This is a genomic window from Terriglobus sp. TAA 43 (assembly GCF_000800015.1).
Classification (GTDB): domain Bacteria; phylum Acidobacteriota; class Terriglobia; order Terriglobales; family Acidobacteriaceae; genus Terriglobus.
Genome location: NZ_JUGR01000001.1, coordinates 1,627,189 through 1,645,996 on the forward strand (window position 1 = coordinate 1,627,189; position 18,808 = coordinate 1,645,996).

Annotated in this window: 17 protein-coding genes; 5 read left to right on the forward strand and 12 right to left on the reverse strand. The window is 57.4% G+C overall.

Features of this window, described 5'->3' with window-relative positions:
* Positions 1-412: 412 nt before the first annotated feature.
* The 4 genes from M504_RS21145 to M504_RS06820 form a co-directional block, all read right to left on the reverse strand.
* Entirely contained in the window at positions 413-784 is a 372-nt protein-coding gene (locus M504_RS21145; protein ID WP_052200483.1) for a hypothetical protein, read from the reverse strand.
* A gap of 21 nt (positions 785-805) precedes the next feature.
* Entirely contained in the window at positions 806-2,455 is a 1,650-nt protein-coding gene (locus tag M504_RS06810; protein ID WP_047489400.1) for a cellulose synthase family protein, read from the reverse strand.
* A gap of 155 nt (positions 2,456-2,610) precedes the next feature.
* Positions 2,611-3,498: an SMP-30/gluconolactonase/LRE family protein gene (locus M504_RS06815; protein WP_047489404.1), complete on the reverse strand. Its 888-nt coding sequence runs from the start codon at positions 3,496-3,498 to the stop codon at positions 2,611-2,613.
* 135 nt (positions 3,499-3,633) lie between these two features.
* Positions 3,634-4,080, reverse strand: coding sequence for a hypothetical protein (locus M504_RS06820; RefSeq protein ID WP_047489407.1), 447 nt, complete (start codon positions 4,078-4,080; stop codon positions 3,634-3,636).
* 93 nt (positions 4,081-4,173) lie between these two features.
* On the opposite strand from M504_RS06820, the gene M504_RS06825 reads away from it, so the two are divergent.
* Positions 4,174-5,127, forward strand: a complete 954-nt coding sequence (locus M504_RS06825; protein ID WP_047489410.1) for a PLP-dependent cysteine synthase family protein — start codon at positions 4,174-4,176, stop codon at positions 5,125-5,127.
* Between the two features lie 53 nt (positions 5,128-5,180).
* On the opposite strand, the gene M504_RS06830 is transcribed toward M504_RS06825, so the two are convergent.
* Both M504_RS06830 and M504_RS06835 read right to left on the reverse strand, forming a co-directional pair.
* Entirely contained in the window at positions 5,181-6,185 is a 1,005-nt protein-coding gene (locus M504_RS06830; RefSeq protein ID WP_084214173.1) for a L,D-transpeptidase, read from the reverse strand.
* A 38-nt stretch (positions 6,186-6,223) separates the two neighbouring features.
* Positions 6,224-6,937 (reverse strand): DUF4230 domain-containing protein, encoded by a 714-nt coding sequence (locus tag M504_RS06835; RefSeq protein ID WP_047489413.1) that lies wholly within the window; start codon positions 6,935-6,937, stop codon positions 6,224-6,226.
* Positions 6,938-7,485: 548 nt separating this feature from the next.
* Here M504_RS06835 and M504_RS21150 point away from each other — a divergent pair.
* On the forward strand, positions 7,486-8,844 hold the full coding sequence (locus M504_RS21150; RefSeq protein WP_198137544.1) for a diguanylate cyclase: 1,359 nt from the start codon (positions 7,486-7,488) through the stop codon (positions 8,842-8,844).
* Here M504_RS21150 and M504_RS06845 read toward each other — a convergent pair.
* The 5 genes from M504_RS06845 to M504_RS06865 form a co-directional block, all read right to left on the reverse strand.
* A complete protein-coding gene (locus tag M504_RS06845; protein ID WP_047489415.1) occupies positions 8,841-10,052 on the reverse strand; it encodes a TCR/Tet family MFS transporter in 1,212 nt (403 codons plus the stop codon). The genes M504_RS21150 and M504_RS06845 overlap by 4 nt on opposite strands.
* A 456-nt stretch (positions 10,053-10,508) precedes the next feature.
* Entirely contained in the window at positions 10,509-11,423 is a 915-nt protein-coding gene (locus M504_RS06850) for an OmpA family protein (RefSeq protein ID WP_047493851.1), read from the reverse strand.
* 594 nt (positions 11,424-12,017) lie between these two features.
* The gene (locus tag M504_RS06855) at positions 12,018-12,545 is read right to left on the reverse strand and encodes a DUF2393 family protein (RefSeq protein WP_052200485.1); all 528 of its coding nucleotides are present in this window, start codon (positions 12,543-12,545) and stop codon (positions 12,018-12,020) included.
* 250 nt (positions 12,546-12,795) lie between these two features.
* Complete coding sequence (locus M504_RS06860; RefSeq protein WP_052200486.1) at positions 12,796-13,608, reverse strand: ATP-binding protein; 813 nt, start codon at positions 13,606-13,608, stop codon at positions 12,796-12,798.
* A 108-nt stretch (positions 13,609-13,716) separates the two neighbouring features.
* Positions 13,717-14,274, reverse strand: coding sequence for a hypothetical protein (locus M504_RS06865; protein WP_156993586.1), 558 nt, complete (start codon positions 14,272-14,274; stop codon positions 13,717-13,719).
* A 270-nt stretch (positions 14,275-14,544) separates the two neighbouring features.
* Here M504_RS06865 and rpmE point away from each other — a divergent pair, with 270 nt between their 5' ends.
* Both rpmE and M504_RS06875 read left to right on the forward strand, forming a co-directional pair.
* Positions 14,545-14,772, forward strand: a complete 228-nt coding sequence (gene rpmE / locus M504_RS06870) for a 50S ribosomal protein L31 (protein WP_047489421.1) — start codon at positions 14,545-14,547, stop codon at positions 14,770-14,772.
* Between the two features lie 66 nt (positions 14,773-14,838).
* The gene (locus tag M504_RS06875) at positions 14,839-16,146 is read left to right on the forward strand and encodes a tRNA-dihydrouridine synthase (protein WP_047489425.1); all 1,308 of its coding nucleotides are present in this window, start codon (positions 14,839-14,841) and stop codon (positions 16,144-16,146) included.
* Between the two features lie 446 nt (positions 16,147-16,592).
* Here M504_RS06875 and M504_RS06880 read toward each other — a convergent pair whose 3' ends face one another.
* A complete protein-coding gene (locus M504_RS06880; protein ID WP_047489428.1) occupies positions 16,593-17,171 on the reverse strand; it encodes a YceI family protein in 579 nt (192 codons plus the stop codon).
* Positions 17,172-17,343: 172 nt separating this feature from the next.
* Between M504_RS06880 and M504_RS06885 the strand changes: the two genes are divergently transcribed.
* Positions 17,344-18,807, forward strand: coding sequence for a YdiU family protein (locus M504_RS06885; protein ID WP_156993588.1), 1,464 nt, complete (start codon positions 17,344-17,346; stop codon positions 18,805-18,807).
* The last annotated feature ends 1 nt before the right edge of the window (position 18,808 follow it).

Genomic DNA, 18,808 nt, shown 5'->3' on the forward strand with positions numbered 1-18,808 from the left:
TATGCGCGAGGTCGAACCGATGTCGAATATCCGCAAAATGCCCCGGAGGAGTATTCGTACGCCACGCCCGTAACGCATTCCTGCGGCTCTCGCGTTCGGCTTGCGGAACCTGTGTTGCAGGCTCCGTCGCAGCACCACTCCACGGCGACCAGTAACGCACCGGCAACGCAAACGGCTCTGCCTGTGGCGCCCAAAGCTCCAGCTGATTCACTTTCAACTGGCGCGTGCCATCCAGGATCGTGTCAATCGCCTGCAGCCCACCCTGACGCACATTGTGAAAGGTGTATGTCTGCAAACCAAGCTGCACACCACCCACTTCCAACGCCCACGATGGCATGGACAGAAGCGATGCCGCAGCGCCCATTCCCTTCAACACTTGCCGCCGATTCAGCATCTCTTCTCCTGCGTGCGTTTAGCTCAACTGGATATAGGCGGGAATCGCACATCCCACCAACACACAAAGCATCAGCAACACAGTGTCGCCAATGGTCTGCTGATGCGGCATCTTGTTCCGTGCGCGGATCATCGCGAAGCAAAGCAACGCCGCAATCGCCGCCAGGGTCACCGCAGCCAACGGCATGGTCGAGAAAAAGTACAACCCGGTGCACGCTGCCACTGCGCCCGCCACAATCCACGACAGTCCAAGCTGCATATAGTAAGCACGACTCATGCGCGAGCCGTCCGTCAGCACCCCGCGTCCTTCGCGTGTAATCAGGAAGCCCAACACCAGGTGGACCGCAATCGCAGCAAGATACCCAAGCACAATACCTGCAAACGCTCCCATGGACTGCCCTCCACTAATTTGTCAGATGCCGACAGGATACGGCTTCTCATGCAGTTCTGCACCCGCATTCCCGCCGCGCTCAAAACGTCCTTGCAGCAGGCTCAACAAACCCGTGTACCAGTAACCCAGTACAAACAAAAGCAGGAACGGCACCGTGAAGTAATTCTCGCTGCTGAACGCATACCAGACCGTGAACGCGAAGTAACATCCAATCGCAAGTTCAATCCACGGAATAATGCCCAGCCGCTTGCGATACTTCTTCGCCGCAACAGTCGCCTCGCCCTTCTTCTGCACGCGATACTTCGGCGTACGCGCAAACGCGCTCTGCACACCAAACAACGCTTCCATCACCGCCTTGGTATTGGTGATGGTCAAACCAACACCCAGCGCCATCAGAAACGGCAGATACAGAAACGTCTTGTACCAGGTCTTCGGGAACAGCTCTTTTTGCGACACAAGGTAGAAGCTTGAGATCGACATCGTACTCGCCATGAACAGCGGGAAGTCGATCAGCAACATCTGCACCCAGCCCTGCCACGAACGAATAATCATCGCCGGCATCAGCAACACGCTTAGGATGATCATCAACGGATAACTGATGTTCGCCGTCAGGTGATACCACGCCTCCAGCTTCGTATGCTTCGGCGCATCGCTGGCCAACACACGCGGCAAAATCTTCTTGCCAGTCTGGATCAATCCCTTTGCCCAACGCGCCTGCTGCGTCTTGAACGCAGTCATTTCAATCGGAAGCTCTGCCGGGCATTCCACATCCTGCAGATACTTAAACTTCCATCCCTTCAACTGCGCACGATAGCTCAGGTCCGTATCTTCGGTCAGCGTGTCATGTTGCCATCCACCGGCCTCATCAATCGCCGTACGACGCCAAGCACCCGCGGTGCCGTTGAAGTTAAAGAACACACCCGCACGCGAACGTCCGCCATGCTCCAGCACAAAGTGGCCATCAAGCAGGATCGCTTCCACCTGCGTCAGGAAGCTGTAGTTGCGATTCAGATGCGTCCAGCGCGTCTGCACCATGCCCACGCCCGGCTCTGCAAAATGATTAACAACCTTATATAACCAGTCCGTCGGCGGCACAAAGTCCGCGTCGAAGATCGCAATCAACTCGCCCTTCGCGGTCTTCAATCCCGCATCCAGAGCGCCGGCCTTGTAACCATGGCGATCCGTACGATGCAGATAGTAGATCGGCTGCGGTTCCAACCCCGCCGTGCCTTCCGCATACTTTCGCACAATCTCAGCAGCTACTTCGTGCGTTTCATCAGTCGAGTCATCCAGCACCTGGATCTCAAACCGGTCACGCGGATACTCAATGCGGCAGCACGCATCCACCAGCCGGTCCACCACATACTGCTCGTTGAAGATGGGCAACTGGATCGTCACGAACGGCAGTTCGTTCTCCGCAAACTGCATCGGAGCGTTCGTACTCGTCGCTTCCTTCTTCTTATTGCGGAAGTACAGCCACACCAACTGGTAGCGGTGGATGCCGTAAAACGCCAGGATCACCATCACAATGAAGTAAGGAATCAGCAGTGCAATATCAAAGCTGTTCCAGTGATACATGCCCTTGAAGGTGTTCTGCATGTAGTGGGTCTTCCAATAGTGCTGAAGACCGTGCTGCTGCTGAAACAGCAGAGTCAGGACAAGGGTGTGCATTGAGGTGAACAGAAGCGTTGCTCCGCAGATGAAAATGGCTCCCCTGATTCTACCGGAGCAGGTCAAACCGCCTGATAAATCGCAATTTGTGGGTGATAAAGCAAAATGCCCACGCCCCCAGGATGAGACGTGGGCATTGAATAACCGCCAAAAGCCTACTTCAACGGAACCGGAACAGCCTTTCCTGCGCCACGTTCCGCAATCCACAGCGTATTGCCCGCAGGTTCCACGCCGGTCGGCGTCTTCAAACCATCCTTGATCACCGTCACATGCGCGCGGTCGCCATCAATCGTCAGCGAAGCCACCATACCGCTGCCATTCGCCGCCACGTAAATCTTTCCATTGGCCGCCCGCATGCCATCCGGTCCCTTCACCGGCTGATCCATCCAGATGTCCACCGGCGCGCCCGCCTTACCGTTCGCGTCCACCGGAATGCGGTACAGCTTGTTGAAGAACACGTTGTTGATGTACAGCACGCCATCCAGGAACGTGATGCCATCAATGCCGTTCAGCACGCGGTTATCAGAAAACACCTCTGCAGTCGTCGCTCCGGCAGGCAGACGATAGATCTTGCCCACGGACGTGTCCGAGATATAGAGCGCCTTGTCCGGGCCAATCGCAAAGTCGTTGCAGGTGGTGTTGTCGCCCGGTAGGGCCCAACGCAGTTTCTGCGTGCCAGTCTTCAAATCAAACCCACGCAACGCCGTATGCCGCTGCGCCGGCTTCGTATTCGGCACCGGCGTCAATTGGCACGTCCAAAGCGTGTTCGTCGCACCATCCGCCAACATGCCAAAGAAGAACGTCCCCGGCCCTTCGGCGCTTGCATCCACAAACTTTTCCGCAGTCGTCGCGCCGGGAGCCACCTTGTACACAAACGGCGAACTCGCGCTGCCTACATACAGCGTTCCACCAGGAGCCACGGTCAGGCTCTCCGGCTGCGACTTCTCGTCGCCAATCAGCACCTGTGCCGACGCAATGCTCCCTGCCAGTCCCACACCGAAAGCCAGGCCAAGCGCAAGGCCGCGAACACACTTCATCGTCATAGCAGAACTCCGCAGAAAGGAAATCGAAAGGCCTCGGAAGAGGCAGACGAAGGATACCGCAAGCCCCACTGCGTATGTAACCCGCAAACGATAAAAGCCCTCCCGAAGGAGGGCCTTTCATCAAAACCACAAACCTTAGTGCGAATGCACTTCACGCCCGGCCACGCGGTCATACATGTACTTATCGCTGGTCGTGCCCAGGCTCTCGTTGTACAGCATGGTCGCGCCTGCAGCCTCATCCAGCTCCTGCTGGAAGTCGTGGATCGCACGCAGATGGTCGGCGGTGGCCACAATCTCCAGCTTCCCGGCCTTCAGAAACTTCTGGTAGCCCTTGTCCACCAGGCTGGCAATCTGCCCGTTCAACACCCATCCGGCGCGCGACACAATCTCTGCCGGTGCGGGCGCGGGCACAATCTTTTCGTTCGCCGCAGGGTTCGGCCGGATCTCAGCAGCCACGCCATGCTTCGAAACGCGATACGTTCCCGAACCGCCGCCGCCCTGTGCAACATCAAACTTCTGCGAACCCAGCGCGGATAGAACATCGTTGAAGCTGCGCTTCTCGGTCTTCTTCTTGAAAAACATGGAACGTCCCTCGGGCGTTTTTCCGTTCGTCGACGCAAACGGGTTACGATTTACTTTCGCATATTGCAGGCAGGGAGAGCCAATCACATCACCATGGCAGCCACCGCAACCGACGTCTCGAAGCTAGGAAAAAGTGTCGTGGACCGCATTGGGAACACCCCAATGCTCAACCTGACCCGTATCGTCAGCCACCTCCCCGGAATCACCCTGCTGGGCAAGGCGGAGTTCGCCAACCCCGGCGGCAGCGTCAAAGACCGCCCCGCCCTGAGCATTGTGCAGGCCGCCATGGCCGCCGGTGAACTCGGCGACGCCCAACCCGAGCGCGCCCTCCTGGACGCCACCAGCGGCAACACCGGCATCGCCTACGCCATGCTGGGCGCGGCGCTGCAGTTCCCCGTCACCCTCTGCGTCCCCGCCTCCGCCAGCCCGGAGCGCAAGAAAATCCTGCAGGCCTACGGCGCAGAAGTCATCTTCACCCCCGCGGGCGACGGCAGCGACGGCGCCATCCGCAAGGTCCGCGAACTCTACCAGTCAGAGCCGGACAAGTACTTCTACGCCGACCAGTACGGCAACGACAACAACTGGAAGGCCCATTACCGCACCACCGCCAACGAAATCTGGCAGCAGACCGAAGGCACCCTGACGCATTTCATCGCCGCCATGGGCACCAGCGGCACCTTCATGGGCAACACTCGCCGGCTGCGCGAGTTAAATCCCAAAATTCAGTGCATCAGCATGCAGCCTGACTCGCCCTTCACCGGCCTGGAAGGCCTCAAGCACATGCCCACGGCCATCGTTCCGCCCATCTACGACCCCAACCTGGCCGACCGCAACATCTGGGCTGAAACCGAACCCGCCTACGCCATGTGCAAGCGCCTCGCCAGCGAACTTGGCGTCATGGTCGGCGTCTCCGCCGGCGCAAACGTCGACACCGCCCTCCGCATCGCGCAGGAAGAGTCAGACGCTGGCCGAGAAGCCGTCATCGTCACCGTCCTCTGCGACGGCGCAGAAAAGTACCTCAGCGAACGCTTCTGGACAGAAAACTAATCCCGAAACAAGAAAACCCCGTCGCCAGACGGGGTTTTCATTTCCGCTCAAAGTCAAGACTGCCCGCTGCCGCTTTCAAACACCATCACCTTCGTTCCGGCACTCGAGGCCCGCATCGAATCCTGCGTCACCAGCAGCGTCACGCCCGGCGTCAACTCTCGATCCAGCGCCAAACGAAACTCCTCCGGCATCTTCACCCGAGCGCGTTCCGCGGCACTCATCTCCTGCCCTGGCGACAGCGTCTGTCCCGGCAACGGCAATTGCAGCCAGCGGAAGTCAGCACCCTCAATCGACTTCAGCGTGAAGCCCATCGTCTCCGCAATCGGCCCATCAATCGTCACCGGGCAAGACCCGATTAACACACCATTCCGCAGCACCATCAGCCGCTTGTCCGCACCGCTCAACACCAGCGACATCGGCCCCGTGGGACTCTTCTCCGGCTGCCACACCACACCGCCCGCCAGGGTGTTCTGATCCACCGCCTGCGCCGCCTCCAACAAATTCGGAGCAGGCGCAATCCTCGGCACCGCATCGCTATCGGTCACAACCACCGTCATGCCCAGCTTCGTCTCGCCATATAGCTTCTGCGCAAACGCCTTCGGCAACCGCACACACCCATGCGACGCCGGATATCCCGGCAGGTTCCCCGCATGCAGCGCAATGCCGCCCCACGTCAGCCGCTGCATATACGGCATCGGCGCGTTGTCATACAGATTCGAGTGGTGCACCACCTGCTTCTGCAGCACCGTGAACACGCCCGTAGGCGTCTCATGCCCAGTCTTGCCTGAAGACAAGGTTGATACCGCAATCAGCACACCATTGCGATACACATAACAACGCTGCAGGGATAAGCTCACAATCGCCAGGATCGGGCCACTCGGCGCCAGCGACGGCGCCCACAGAAACTGCCCCGGCTTCAGCGCCCGGATCGCCGTCTCCGCATCGTCGCCAGTCAACGGAGGTTCAGGTGGCAATGGCGCTTTCTTCTGCGCAGCCAACCGCAACCCAATCAGCGAAACCGCAATTCCAGCCACCACATCGCGCCGCGTCCACTGCATTCTGTGAACCTCCGTAGCCAGAGCTTACCGCACCGCCACTAATGCACCGTCACCTGATTGAACCCCAAACCACGCAACAAGCTCTCCATTCCCGTCCTGGCATTTGCCCGAGCCGTGTCCAGTATGCCGTCGTTCGAAGCTGCCTGCAGAATCTGCTGCTCTGCCGTCTTCTGCGTATCCATCTCCAGGCTCGGGTCCGCCTGCACCAGCAACCCCGTCGTCCGTGCAAACACCTTCGTCTTCGCCGTATCAATCTTCGAAGTAAAGATCTGCGAAGGCGGCAGGTCCACCGTTACCGACCGCCCATCCACCTTCACCTGTTCCGGCTTCAACTGCGACAGATCAACCCCGGCAATCACCTGCCCATGCACCACCAGGATCAGCCGATCCCCAAACAGCAAATCCGGCAACACCGCATTCTGGTGCTTACCCTCAACCACCGTGTCCACGGAATAGCTCACCGTCTCCAGCCGGTTCAGCCGCTGAATCTGGCTCACCACATCCGGCGCACTGGCGTTGAACGTGTCGCGACCACCCATCAGGAAGCTTGCCACCTTCCCGGCAGCATCATTGTTGCCCGCATGACGCAGCAGCCACACCGCGCCCACGCATCCCAGCACAAAGAAGATCAGCAAGCCGAGCAACACCGCACCCACACGGCTGCGCGGCTTTTCCTTGTAAGCAACCCTCTGTTCGCGCGCCACCTGGTACTGGCGCCACCGTTCCTCATCCACCACAGGTTCGTCTGCCATAGTTAGTACGATGCGCGGCGCAAACCCGCGCTGCCTCTCTGCACGATAAAAGGAAGATAAGAAGGCCGTTCCTATACCCCGGGAGCGAGCGAAGCAAGCCACCCAATCTTCGTACAACTCCCTGCCATTTGCTATAGCCAGTTGTCATTCCGCTATATGAGAATGAATTAGCTCTTCATCATGAGTGTCAAAAGACACCACAGCAAAAAAGATCCAGATCTGCCGTATTTGAGACGACTATCTCCCATAAATGAATCCTCGATAACAAGTTTTCATCATTCCGTATAGATAGCCGTAATCTCATGAACGTCGGAGCGCATCTGAGCGAGGAAAATTCGCGTATTCGGGCATGGCTTTCGAAAGCGCCGCCCATTCTGCTTTGGTCCTGCATCATTGTTCTATTCGTAGGATCGGTAGTCCCGTATGTCCTCTCCGCCTCAACTGCGTTTTGGTGGTGCAGGATACTGCTGACTGCAGAAAGCCTCGCCGCTGCGTATTTCTGTTTCCGCAGATTCCTCACCTCAGACAACGCTGGACGATGCCTCTGGATGTGCCTCGTCATCGCAGCTTCCATCCGTTCCTGCGCCCTGCTTCTTGAAGCCGTGGAAGAGAAGATATGGAAAGTCCCTCCCCATTACACTCATCCATCCGACCTTCTTTTCTTCGCATGGCTCTTACCGCTCGTGTTGTTACTGAGCGTTCCAACAGAAAGCGAAAAGGATCGTTTTTTCTATTGGGCAAGCGCCTTTCAGATTGCATTGTTATTAGTTCTTTTTTCCTATTTCGCCTTTGGTGGCTTCCGATTCCTCAGGCCACAAACGGCATTAGATTCAGGCAATAAAGCCTTCATAGCCTTCCTTGCAGCCAAGTTCGTAGTCGCTATCGTCGCGGGCCTACGTTGGTGGAGCAAACCGCGTTCAGCATCGGTGCGGCAGTTCTTTGCGGTCGCATTTATTGCAACATCTGTCTATGCCGTAACCAGCCTGACTTACAACGTGATCGCCTTGTCCTACCCGCACGCTTCGTTGCATTGGGCATGGTTGTTGTCACTTGCGGAACTAACGCTCATCTCTCTCGCCGTGCATCTTCCGCCCGTCCGTCACAACAATTCGCGTTCCTCAACGCAGGACCTTCTGGTCTCTGTTTTGGATCACGGTGCACCCGTCGCATTGCCTATCGCGGCCGGAGTCATGAGCGTACTGATCGCCCCAGCCTACTTCTTCGTTTCCCTGGCCTCTACCAGCATTTCCTTAGGCGTCTTTGCAATCCAGACCATTCGTGTGCAGGTTCGTTATCGCGAGAGTCAATCAAGCATGGCGGCGCTCCACACGCAGCTTCAAGACCTCGCACTGACTGACCCGCTCACTGGAATCGGAAACCGACGCGGCTATGACATCCATCTCGTTCAGGCATGGGAGTGGGCAGCTCAATCATCCCGCTCATTCGCCCTGCTCGTGATCGACATCGATCACTTCAAGATATTGAATGACCTCTTCGGACACCACGAAGGCGACTTATGCCTGCGCGCTGTATCGCATGTCTTGGTCTCCGTCTCGCGCAACAAGCGCGACTACATATCAAGATACGGCGGTGAAGAATTCGCCTTCATACTGCACGACGTCGACGCAGACAAAGCTGAAAAGGTGGCGACACGTATCTGTCGCGCCATTGAAGCATTGCAATTCAGAAATAAGACACCCATAGGAGATATCGTCACCGTAAGTATCGGTATCGCAGCCTCATGCGATGCCAACTCTCCTACCGAGCTATTCCAACTGGCCGATGCGGCTCTCTATCAGGCAAAGTCAACCGGAAGAAACCGTGTATCCAAATCCAGAATTCCCCTCACAACGATCCCGCTCCCAGAAGCTGGACAAGGCGTGAGCTCTAGCTACCAGGTGCATTAAACCGATTCAACCTCAATCGATTTCCTCTGTCCGCGCCACCACAACAGCATCGCCACACACGGTACATACAACAGCACCGGCGCAAGCCAGATAGCCCCCGGATACTTCGGAATCCGCGTCCGCGTGACCGAATACAAACTGGAAGCCACCACCGGCCCACCCACTGCAATCAGGCTGTTCAGGCTCGTCAACACACCCTGCAACTCACCCTGTCGCGACTCATCCACACTGCGCGACAACATCGACTGCACGGACGGCAGCGCTATCCCACCAAGACAAAGCAGCGGCAGAATTGAAAACGCAGCCAGCGTCGTTGAAGCAATGGAATACAGCCCATACCCCACCGTATCCGCCACAATACCTGCCAGCACGCTGCCTCGTTCTCCCACCCAACGTTGAAAGCGTTCCGGCAGTATCGATTGAAAAATCGCGTGCAACAGCCCAAACACGGCAAACGAAACACCCACCACAAACGGCGTCCATCCAAACCGGCTGTTGCCATAGATCACCCACAACACCGAAGGCACCTGCCCCACCATATCCATGGTGCAAAACACATACAGCATGGGCGCAATGCCATGTAGACGAAACACATTGCGCAACGATGCAAACGGATTCAACTGCGCCAGCGTGATCCGCTTCACCTCCGTCACCTTCCGCGACTCCGGCAACACAAACACCGCCAGCACCGCGCCCACAATGTTCAAAGCGGCCGCCAGAAAAAACGGCGCACGCAACGAATACATGCCTGCAATGCCGCCCAGCACTGGCCCGGCAATGAAACCCACACCAAAGCACGCATTCATCTTTCCGAACGCGCCAGACCGTTCTTCTTCCGGCGTAATGTCCGCCAGATAGGCATTCGCGACGGTCAGATTCGCGCCAGAAAATCCAGCCAGGATACGCGCCGCATACAGAACCCACAGCGTGGGCGCCAGCCCCATCATCAGGTCATCAAAGGCCGTGCCCAACAGTGAAAGCAGTAGCACCGGTCTGCGCCCAAAGCGGTCGCTCAAGGCACCCAGAACCGGCGAAGCAAAGAACATACTCAGCGCATACGCAGACAGCAGGAAGCCATACGCACGCGCAGGGTCGCCCGAATCGTGCATCAACGAACGCAGCAATCCCGGCAACGTAGGAAACACAATCCCGATGCCCATGGCATCAAGAACAACGACAAAGAAAATAAGAAGGCGGGCTCGCGCCATAAGAAAGAACTCCACACTCACTGCAAACAACGTGGTCGCCGCAATCAGCGGCAGGCATGCACAAGGTGCGCGCTTAGGGAACGCGCAGTGCAGTTACTTCACGGTTTGGGTGGAGATCCTCATCAATGCGTCACATCAATCCGGAGTGCCGGACCAACTGTGACGATACCACATTCACTTCTGAGCAAAGCAGGTGTTTATGGGCAAAAAAACGGCCCTCCGGGAGGAGGGCCAATCTGCCTTGGTTCTCTCTGCTTTGGAGAGCCTGCTTGGCGAGCGGTTCTCGATACCACTCAGCCAATCTTTTGAGCTACCGGAGATTCATTACCTCGGTTGCTGAACTTGTCGGCGAAAGAGATTCCTTTCGCGAATCTTTGGTTGCCTTCTCTGGGTGACTCTGGGCGCCGTATGCGTGGCTGCGTATACGACGCCCGGTTTTCCCCGGAGGAGGGAAAGTTACTGAAGCGATCCGCTACCGGTCGTTCCGGCAACGTTGTTATTCGGAGCGCCCGTGGACGAAACCGTGGGGCTATCCATGCTCGCCAGGCTGTTGTGCAGCAGCGTCACACGTACGCCGTTGGAAACAGTCTGCTCACCGTCAGCGGTGGCGGCCTTAGCCTTGCCCATGCCCGAGCGGTAGATGCGATAGATCGGAACCTGCTTTTCGGTTACGAGGTAGCGAACCACCGAGTCGGCCATTGCAGTCGAGGTCTGAACACCGCCACGGCTGTAACCCTGTACTTCGATGATGTAGCCCTTCTCGCTGGCCAGCTTGTCGGCCATCTCGTCCAGATCAGCCTTGCCCTTCGGTCCCAGTGCGGTGCGGCCCTTGGCGAATGCCACCGGGGTCGATTCCACAGTCTGGTACTGGTCCAGGTTCTGAACCGTTCCGTCCAGAGCATCGGTCTTGGTCGAAGCAGTCGTTGCGGTCGTGTTCGCCTGGTCAGCGCGGTTGCCGGCTTCGGTGGCGTGCTGGTCGGCCAGTGCAGCCGAGTCGCTTGCCTTCTTGATGCCTGCGGTAGCGCGGGTGTCTACGTCGCGAATGTCATTAGCGTTCTTCGCCTGGAGCTGATCCAGCTCGTTCACACGGTCCTTGACCGGGTCCATCTGGCGTTTTACCCACTTCTTGCGGGCCAGGGGGTTCATATGACCCCAGAAGCCTTCCTTCGACTGCATCTGCAGGGGCTGGCCGGTCGAGTAACTGGAGTTATCGGCAGCATCCTGCTTCGCTGCGGGAGCAGCCTGGGTTTGAGTAGCCTGTGCCTGGTCGGTCGAATTCTGCGCGTAAGAAGGCGCAGCAAGAACTCCTGTCAGTAGCAGTGCTGTAACCGACAGAGTTGCAGTCTTGATCAGATCATTCCGCTTCTTCATAAGTGTGTTGCTCCTTCCGGGGGAACGCTGCAGTAGCTTCTGCAACGCTGTTACGCCAGATACAAGAGCAGTCAACATGCCAAACCACACCAAATCCGTAACACCTTTAATTACTTTCTCTTAAGAAAAGGTGAGTATTAACGTCCGATCAATTCACGGAATTTTCTTCCCTCTCGGAAAGAAGAATCTGACCAAATTCTGCCCACTGCCATCGCTCCATAAGCAGCATGTTAAAAGTGGTAAATCTCTTGCACACTGGGCATTTACCCCGGAAATTCGCCATCTCTTTCGGGCACCAGGAGCCACCCCCGGGACCAGACAACATAAACGGGCGAGCACAAGCCACCTCGGGAACGGTGTCAAGCCCTCAGAGCATTCAAACCTAACAAAATAAGGGAAATAGAGTTGGCATGGTATTTCCGCCAAACCGCTAGAATAGAACCAGAGAGAAAAGGGCTGCGCCGTAGCGCGTCCCTAACTTCTTTAGAAAGACGATTTTGCTTCTAACCCCAATGGGATGACGATTTTAGCGCCACTCAAAACGTAAACCCAATAGAAAGACGATTTTAGAAAACAGGGGGGGAGGGGGGTACCCTACCGCAACTCCGTATGGGTAATCGTAATCACTGGCGGCTGCACATCCCAGTTCGCCGGAACCGATTCAAAGATCAGCCGGAAGTCCCGATGGTCGCCCGGCTTGATGGGATCGGCGGAAACCATCTGCAGATCCACGTAAGGCACGCGCGTCCGGACAAGCATCAGCGGTGTCGTCTCACGATGCGGCTGCGTTCCATCCGTCGTGGCAAACGTCACCTGTGCGGTTGCCGCAGTCAGACTCTTCGCTGTGTTGTTGGTGATAGTGCCATCCAGATAGGTCGACTTGCCGCCAGCACCGTTCGTCGCCTCGGACATGGAACGGTCACTGATAGGCAGCAGCGTGGCGTTCGCGTCCGGCGGCAACGCAGCACCCGCATTTGCCGGTGTCCGCCGCAGTGTCGCCACGGCAGCAATCACGATGAGAAGTACGACAGCGCCAGCCGCAATCAACCACGTCTTGGTAGAAACGGTGCTTTCTGGTTCCGCACTCGTAAGGAAAGGCGTATGCTTCTGCTCATCTTCCATCGCTTGGAGTCTACTACGCAGATTCCTCTATAGGGATTTATCACCAGGTAACACCGCTTATGGCAAAGTGACCATAAGCAACATTGTCCGACTTGTCTCTGTGTCTGTGCCGCTTGTAAGCGGCACAACCTCTCCCCCCGGAGAAACGGCCATGCATACCGTGAATGCCACACACGAATGGACCTACCGCATAGCGGCATGCGGCTGCGGACTCCTGTTTCTATGGGTCCTGTTCTTCTAGCCTGAGGCTCTAATCCAGCCGAGCGCGCTTGATCTTCTGCCGGAAGTCCTCGCCCTGCATCTCGACCGTCGTACACATCTCCATCAACCGTGAACGCATACGTTCGCCAATGCGATCGCCCAGCGTCTCCTCGCGCGTGACGTAGCGGGCCGAAGGAGCCGTCTCCTCTGACGCCACACCACGCGGCGGCAGGTTCGGATAGTTCGTGGTGATGATCGTGGTCCGCTTGTCGTTGTAGCGGGTATTCAGGATGTGCGCGACAGTGTCCCAAACCCAATCGGTTGGCTTCGACGCACCGATCTCGTCCAGCACCAGCACCTCAGCCTCGAACACCGGCGCAAGCACTTCCAGCTCGGTCGAGGCAACGCGCGGGTTGTAGCTGTTCTGCACCTGCTTCAGCAGCTCACGGTAGTCGTAGAACAGGCCAGTTGCACCCCGCTCTTCCACCAGAGCCTGCAACACACCCACAGCAAGATGGGTCTTACCCACGCCGATCGCACCCGTCAGCAGCAGACCGCTGCCATCGTTCACCAACGGATAGCCATCCACGAACTGCCGTGCACGTCGTAGCGCCGACTGCAGAGAGCGGTGCGCACCATCCCCGAAGTTGGGTTCGTAGGAATCCAGCGTGCAGTGTTCATACCGGCGAGGAATACGAGCCAGGTTCAGCACTCGTCGCGTACGCCGTTGCGCACGGCACACACAAGGCACAGCCGACCGGCGTCCCTGTGCATCCTCCACGATGCGCATGCCTTGCCCGTCGCAGTAGGTGCAAACCGGCTCCAACTCCGTACCAAACCCGATCTGATCTACCGTCGCCATGGGAATACTCTTCCCTAACGGTAACCGATGCGGCAGCGGAGAGGTAGCTGTGGATGTCTGAGGAGAAGTGCGCCGCTGCTGTGGGCAACGGCGCACTGGATGGAAGGGTTACTGCACGGCTGCGACAGCGTCGCCCTTGACGGGTTCGGCTGCGTTGCACACCATCGGCACGGCGCCATCGGCAGGCTTGCACTCCTGGTAAGCCACGACTTCGCCCTTGTGGTCAACGCAGGTGGTGGAAGTAGCCGCATTGGCACGCTTGGTCCAGCTCTTGGCCACACCCAGGCACGCACGCACCTGCGGGAGCTTGGCCTTCAGCATGGTGGCGTCACCCACCACCTGGAAGTCCATCGGGTAGGGGAACTTGTCCGGCTTCGCCACCACGGAGTTCACACGGATGACGGCTGTAACGTCATGGTGTTCCGGCGGAGGCATATTGGTGCTGGGAGAGACGAACCCCGGTGCCAGCCCCGTACACCCGGCCTCAACCTGCGCCTGCGTCGTCGGCTGACCGCTGGCGTCCATGTTGGCGCACGGGTGGGTGGCACTGGTCTTGTTCTGGGTACCCGGTGGGGTGGCCATTCCATTAGCGCTAGTCTGCGCCCCCGCCACCACTCCCATAGATAACGCCATCCCTAAAGCAATGCTGCACGATACTGCATTCATTTTGTGGCTCCCCCTTACGGCGCGTGATTCTAACTCTCTTTATGGAGAGTCGAATAGCAGGTATCGAGTTGTCTACGGAAGAAACTACCGCTTTGGCCGGAACAATTTGCCCCACCCGCCTACCCATTGCCCAAGCCCAGAAACCGCGATAAAATGATCGAAGCGCCCGTTTTTAACAGGTCAGCGCATGGAACCTCGATGCCGCGTGAACACACCGCAGGCAAGCGAACCGCGACTGGGCGACCATCTTCAGAGAGTTGAGTATTCGCAATGCCGAAGCAGGGAATCCACCCGAACTACGTCGCGACCACTGTTAAGTGCGCCTGCGGCAACAGCTTTGAGACGAAGTCCACCCACAAGGGCGACATCTTCCTCGAAATCTGCAATGTCTGCCACCCGTTCTACACGGGCAAGAACAAGGTCATCGACACGGCTGGTCGTATCGAGCGCTTCAAGCGCAAGTTCGCCAAGAGCGACGCCGCCAACGCTGCCAAGTAACCCGCAGACAAGCAACAACCTGGGGAGCCTCCGGTCCGCCGGAGGCTCTTTCCATGAGCACACACGATGAAGAAAGACTGGTACAACTACGCCGCCGCTGTCGCCGATCACGCTCCGCGTGAAACAGGCTTGCCGGTCCCTGCCGAATTCACCATCGGCAATGTGCGCATTGCACCGGCGACCGTACTAGCACCCATGGCGGGTATCACCGACACTGTCTTTCGTCGTTTCATCAAGAACGCCTCGCTCTTTAGCGAAGAAACCACCAGCGACATTGCGAATGTCGATCAGGCACGTAGCAATCAGCAGTCTGGATGCGGCCTCATCATGACGGAGTTCACCTCCGCCGACGGTCTGTCGCGCATGCGCGAGGTCAAGCGCAAACGCTACCTGACCTACTACGACGATGAGCATCCCATCTCTGCACAGATCTTCGGATCGAACCCGGAGACGCTTGCAGACTCCGCACGCATCTGCCAAGACGCAGGCTTCGACATCGTCGACCTTAACCTGGGCTGCCCTGCAAAGCGCGTTGTCGCTTGCAACGGTGGCAGCGGTTTGCTGCGCGATCTGCCGTTGATTGAAACCATCTTCAAGCGCGTCCGCGGCGCGGTGTCGATTCCCTTCACCGTCAAGTTCCGCATGGGATGGAACGACCACCAACTCGTCTGCGTTCCGCTGGCAAAGATGGCTGAGGATTGCGGCCTGAACGCGGTCGCTCTGCACGCTCGCACACGCGAACAGGGCTACACCGGCAACGCGCGCTGGGAGTACATCGCCGCGGTAAAGGATGCTGTGAAGATTCCCGTTATCGGCAACGGTGACGTGCGCACCCCGGAAGATGCCGCCAACATGATTGCTGCGACTGGTTGCGATGCCGTGATGATCGGCCGCGCTGCACCCGCCAATCCGTGGATCTTCCGCCAGATCGCACAGTACACGGCAACCAAGGCTGCGACCGGGACCGGCACCTACACACTGGCCACCGAACAAGATCGCTATCGCATGATCCGCACCTACTTCACCATGCTCTTCGATGAGTTGGAGCAGGAACACCCAGAGATCGACTTCACACCACTGCCCACCGAGAGCATGACGCCAGCAGAGCTATCGGCCTACAACCACGAGCGCAACAAGGTCCGCGATCGTGAAAGCGCCCGCCGCGATGTCATCGGCAAGATGAAGCAGTTCGCAAGCTGGTTCACACACGGAGTCCCCGGCGGTTCCACTCTGCGCCGCAGCATCTTCGAAAGCAAGCAGGCCGAACAGGTCATGGACGCAGTCGATCGCTTCTTCGCGATGGACCCAGCCCAGCGCATACAAAGCACCGCCGACCTGCAACCCGCCGCCTTCGCAGACTTCCAAGACAGCTAAACAACGGCTGTCATGCAGGCAGCACAAAGCTTCGCCTTGGGTGTCCGCAGAGGTTTTCCGCATGCCTTACAAGGTGAGCCATACAGCGAAAGCCGATGGTGTATGACAACGTTTGCATGACAACCAACCAAACCTGTGAGTTCTTCATATCGAAGACGCACAGGCCCAAAACGCTCATCAATCGTCATGCCTTGCAGCGGTAGATTCCGAAGTCTCCGAAACTCCTGGGTTGCACTCATGCACTCGCCGTAGAGTTGACTGATCGAAGCGAACTCTTCTTCGTCAAGCATCGGAACTTCGGATCGACACCGCCAACGCCAAATCACTTTCATCGCATGATCCTCTCACGCAACAAATTGCGCGTATGGTTAGCCAAGTTTAAATAGGACAACAGATTAAAAAGCAAAACGGCGGCCCTAAGGGCCGCCGTTTCAGCACAAGTTCACTTACTGCTTCGCAAGATCCAGATCGATGGTCAATTTCACATCATTACCGATCACAGAAGCCGGATAGGTTGGGGCCAAACCAAACGCAAGGCGATCCACGGTGGTTGTTGCGGAGAAGCCGATGTGCTGCTTCTTGTCCAGGCCAGTCACAGGGCCGTTCGGTCCATCGACCGTCAGGACCACAGGCTTGGTGACGCCGTGCACCGTCAGATTGCCGTTGATGATCAGGCCGTCCTTGCCCCTCTTGATGGACGTGCTGGTGAACTCGCCCGTCGGATACTTCGCAGTGTCGAAGAAGTGGTCACTCTTCAGATCGTCATCACGCATGCTGTTCTGCGTATCGACCGACGCAGTGTTGATAGTGATGTTTACCTTGGATTTGGTGATGTCCTTCTCATCAAACGTCACATCGCCACCGGAGACAGCAAAGTGGCCACGTACTTTCGAAATCGCAAGGTGGGTAGTGGCAAAGTCGATCCCGCTATGTGCGGCGTCCGGCTTCCAGTTTGAGATCTGAGCGGGAGCGAGCGGGGAAAGCAGCAGCGCTGCGCCAAGAGCGAGAGTTGTGCGACGGATCATTGGGTCAAATTCCTCTTTCGATTCAGTCCGTGGCGCAGTCTCAACCGCCGCCACAATATCCTTCTATGTCGAAATAGATGCGCCGTCCCACGTTCGGATTCATTCGGTATAAAACTTTTCCCTCCGCACCCATGCTCGCCGCGTCGTTCGCGTTTTGCGATCATCAAAAGTGATGATGAGCCGATCGCAGATTCCTTTCCAAAACACTTACGCACGACTACCTGAGAACTTTTACGGTCGAGCGAACCCCGCGCAGGTCCCATCGCCACGCGTCATTCGTTTTAACGAAGGGCTGGCCAAAGAACTCAACATTATTCCCGGGGACGACCTTGCCGAAATCTTCTCTGGCAACCAGGTCGCAGATGGCTCCGAGCCGCTTGCTATGGCCTATGCGGGCCATCAGTTCGCCACCTTCGTCCCAGCACTTGGTGATGGCCGCGCCAATCTTCTTGGCGAAATCAATGGCAAAGACATTCACCTGAAGGGTTCAGGGCGCACGCCGTTCTCGCGACGTGGCGATGGCAAAGCCGCACTCGGCCCGGTGCTGCGTGAATACATACTCAGCGAAGCGATGCATGCGCTCGGGGTGCCGACGACGCGCGCACTCGCTGCGGTTACGACGGGCGAAAAGGTTATGCGGGAGGAGATACTGCCCGGCGCTGTGTTCACTCGTGTCGCATCGAGTCATATTCGGGTAGGGACGTTTCAATACTTCGCCGCGCGTCAGGACAACGATTCCGTACGCATCCTTGCGGACTATGTGATTGACAGGCATTACCCCGAAGCGAAAGAAACTTCGAAGAAGTACAAGACAATGCTGCAAGGCATTGGCGATCGCCAGGCGAAGCTCATCGCCAAGTGGATGGACCTGGGCTTCATTCACGGCGTAATGAACACGGATAATACCGCCATCAGCGGCGAAACCATTGACTACGGGCCATGCGCATTCATGGAGCAGTATCACCCCGCCACAGTGTTCTCATCCATCGATCGCAATGGCCGTTACGCCTATCAGAACCAGCCAGCCATCATGATCTGGAATCTCTCACGATTAGCTGAATGCCTGCTGCCATTGTTGCAAGAAGAGGAAGGCAGCGAACAAGGCGCGCTGGACGCCGCCTATGAAGTACTGAATTCCTTTCAAACAGCTTTTGAAAAAGCCCACGTCAACGGACTACGGAGTAAGTTAGGCCTGGCATCAGAACATGCTGACGACCTGGACCTTGCTGCCGATCTGCTGCAGCGAATGGCCGCGAATCAGGCTGATTTCACGCTCACTTTCCGCCGCCTTGCTGATGTCCTGGAAAAGCACGAAGACTATCCCGTCGCTTCCCTGTTCCGCGATCCATCTGCCTTCGCTGAGTGGTCACGGCGTTGGCAAGCTCGCACTGCACAAGAGAATCGATCGGTAGAAGATCGCATCGCTTCGATGCGTGCAGCTAATCCCATCTACATCCCTCGCAATCATCTTGTGCAGGAAGTGATTGATGCCGCTGTACTGCGAGAGGACTTTACTCCCTTTGAGCGTCTTCTGGAGGTAACGTCGCAGCCTTTCGTGGAGCGCGAAGGGCTGGAACACTACAGCGCACCTGCAAAGCCGGAAGAGCGTTTGCTGCAGACATTCTGCGGTACATAAA

Excerpts from the sequence above, each read along its gene's own strand:
- M504_RS21145 (WP_052200483.1), bottom strand. The coding sequence starts at position 784 with ATGGGAGCGTTTGCAGGTATTGTGCTTGGGTATCTTGCTGCGATTGCG.
- M504_RS06810 (WP_047489400.1), bottom strand. The coding sequence starts at position 2,455 with ATGCACACCCTTGTCCTGACTCTGCTGTTTCAGCAGCAGCACGGTCTT.
- M504_RS06815 (WP_047489404.1), bottom strand. The coding sequence starts at position 3,498 with ATGACGATGAAGTGTGTTCGCGGCCTTGCGCTTGGCCTGGCTTTCGGT.
- M504_RS06820 (WP_047489407.1), bottom strand. The coding sequence starts at position 4,080 with ATGTTTTTCAAGAAGAAGACCGAGAAGCGCAGCTTCAACGATGTTCTA.
- M504_RS06825 (WP_047489410.1), top strand. The coding sequence starts at position 4,174 with ATGGCAGCCACCGCAACCGACGTCTCGAAGCTAGGAAAAAGTGTCGTG.
- M504_RS06830 (WP_084214173.1), bottom strand. The coding sequence starts at position 6,185 with ATGCAGTGGACGCGGCGCGATGTGGTGGCTGGAATTGCGGTTTCGCTG.
- M504_RS06835 (WP_047489413.1), bottom strand. The coding sequence starts at position 6,937 with ATGGCAGACGAACCTGTGGTGGATGAGGAACGGTGGCGCCAGTACCAG.
- M504_RS21150 (WP_198137544.1), top strand. The coding sequence starts at position 7,486 with ATGTGCCTCGTCATCGCAGCTTCCATCCGTTCCTGCGCCCTGCTTCTT.
- M504_RS06845 (WP_047489415.1), bottom strand. The coding sequence starts at position 10,052 with ATGGCGCGAGCCCGCCTTCTTATTTTCTTTGTCGTTGTTCTTGATGCC.
- M504_RS06850 (WP_047493851.1), bottom strand. The coding sequence starts at position 11,423 with ATGAAGAAGCGGAATGATCTGATCAAGACTGCAACTCTGTCGGTTACA.
- M504_RS06855 (WP_052200485.1), bottom strand. The coding sequence starts at position 12,545 with ATGGAAGATGAGCAGAAGCATACGCCTTTCCTTACGAGTGCGGAACCA.
- M504_RS06860 (WP_052200486.1), bottom strand. The coding sequence starts at position 13,608 with ATGGCGACGGTAGATCAGATCGGGTTTGGTACGGAGTTGGAGCCGGTT.
- M504_RS06865 (WP_156993586.1), bottom strand. The coding sequence starts at position 14,274 with ATGAATGCAGTATCGTGCAGCATTGCTTTAGGGATGGCGTTATCTATG.
- rpmE (WP_047489421.1), top strand. The coding sequence starts at position 14,545 with ATGCCGAAGCAGGGAATCCACCCGAACTACGTCGCGACCACTGTTAAG.
- M504_RS06875 (WP_047489425.1), top strand. The coding sequence starts at position 14,839 with ATGAAGAAAGACTGGTACAACTACGCCGCCGCTGTCGCCGATCACGCT.
- M504_RS06880 (WP_047489428.1), bottom strand. The coding sequence starts at position 17,171 with ATGATCCGTCGCACAACTCTCGCTCTTGGCGCAGCGCTGCTGCTTTCC.
- M504_RS06885 (WP_156993588.1), top strand. The coding sequence starts at position 17,344 with ATGATGAGCCGATCGCAGATTCCTTTCCAAAACACTTACGCACGACTA.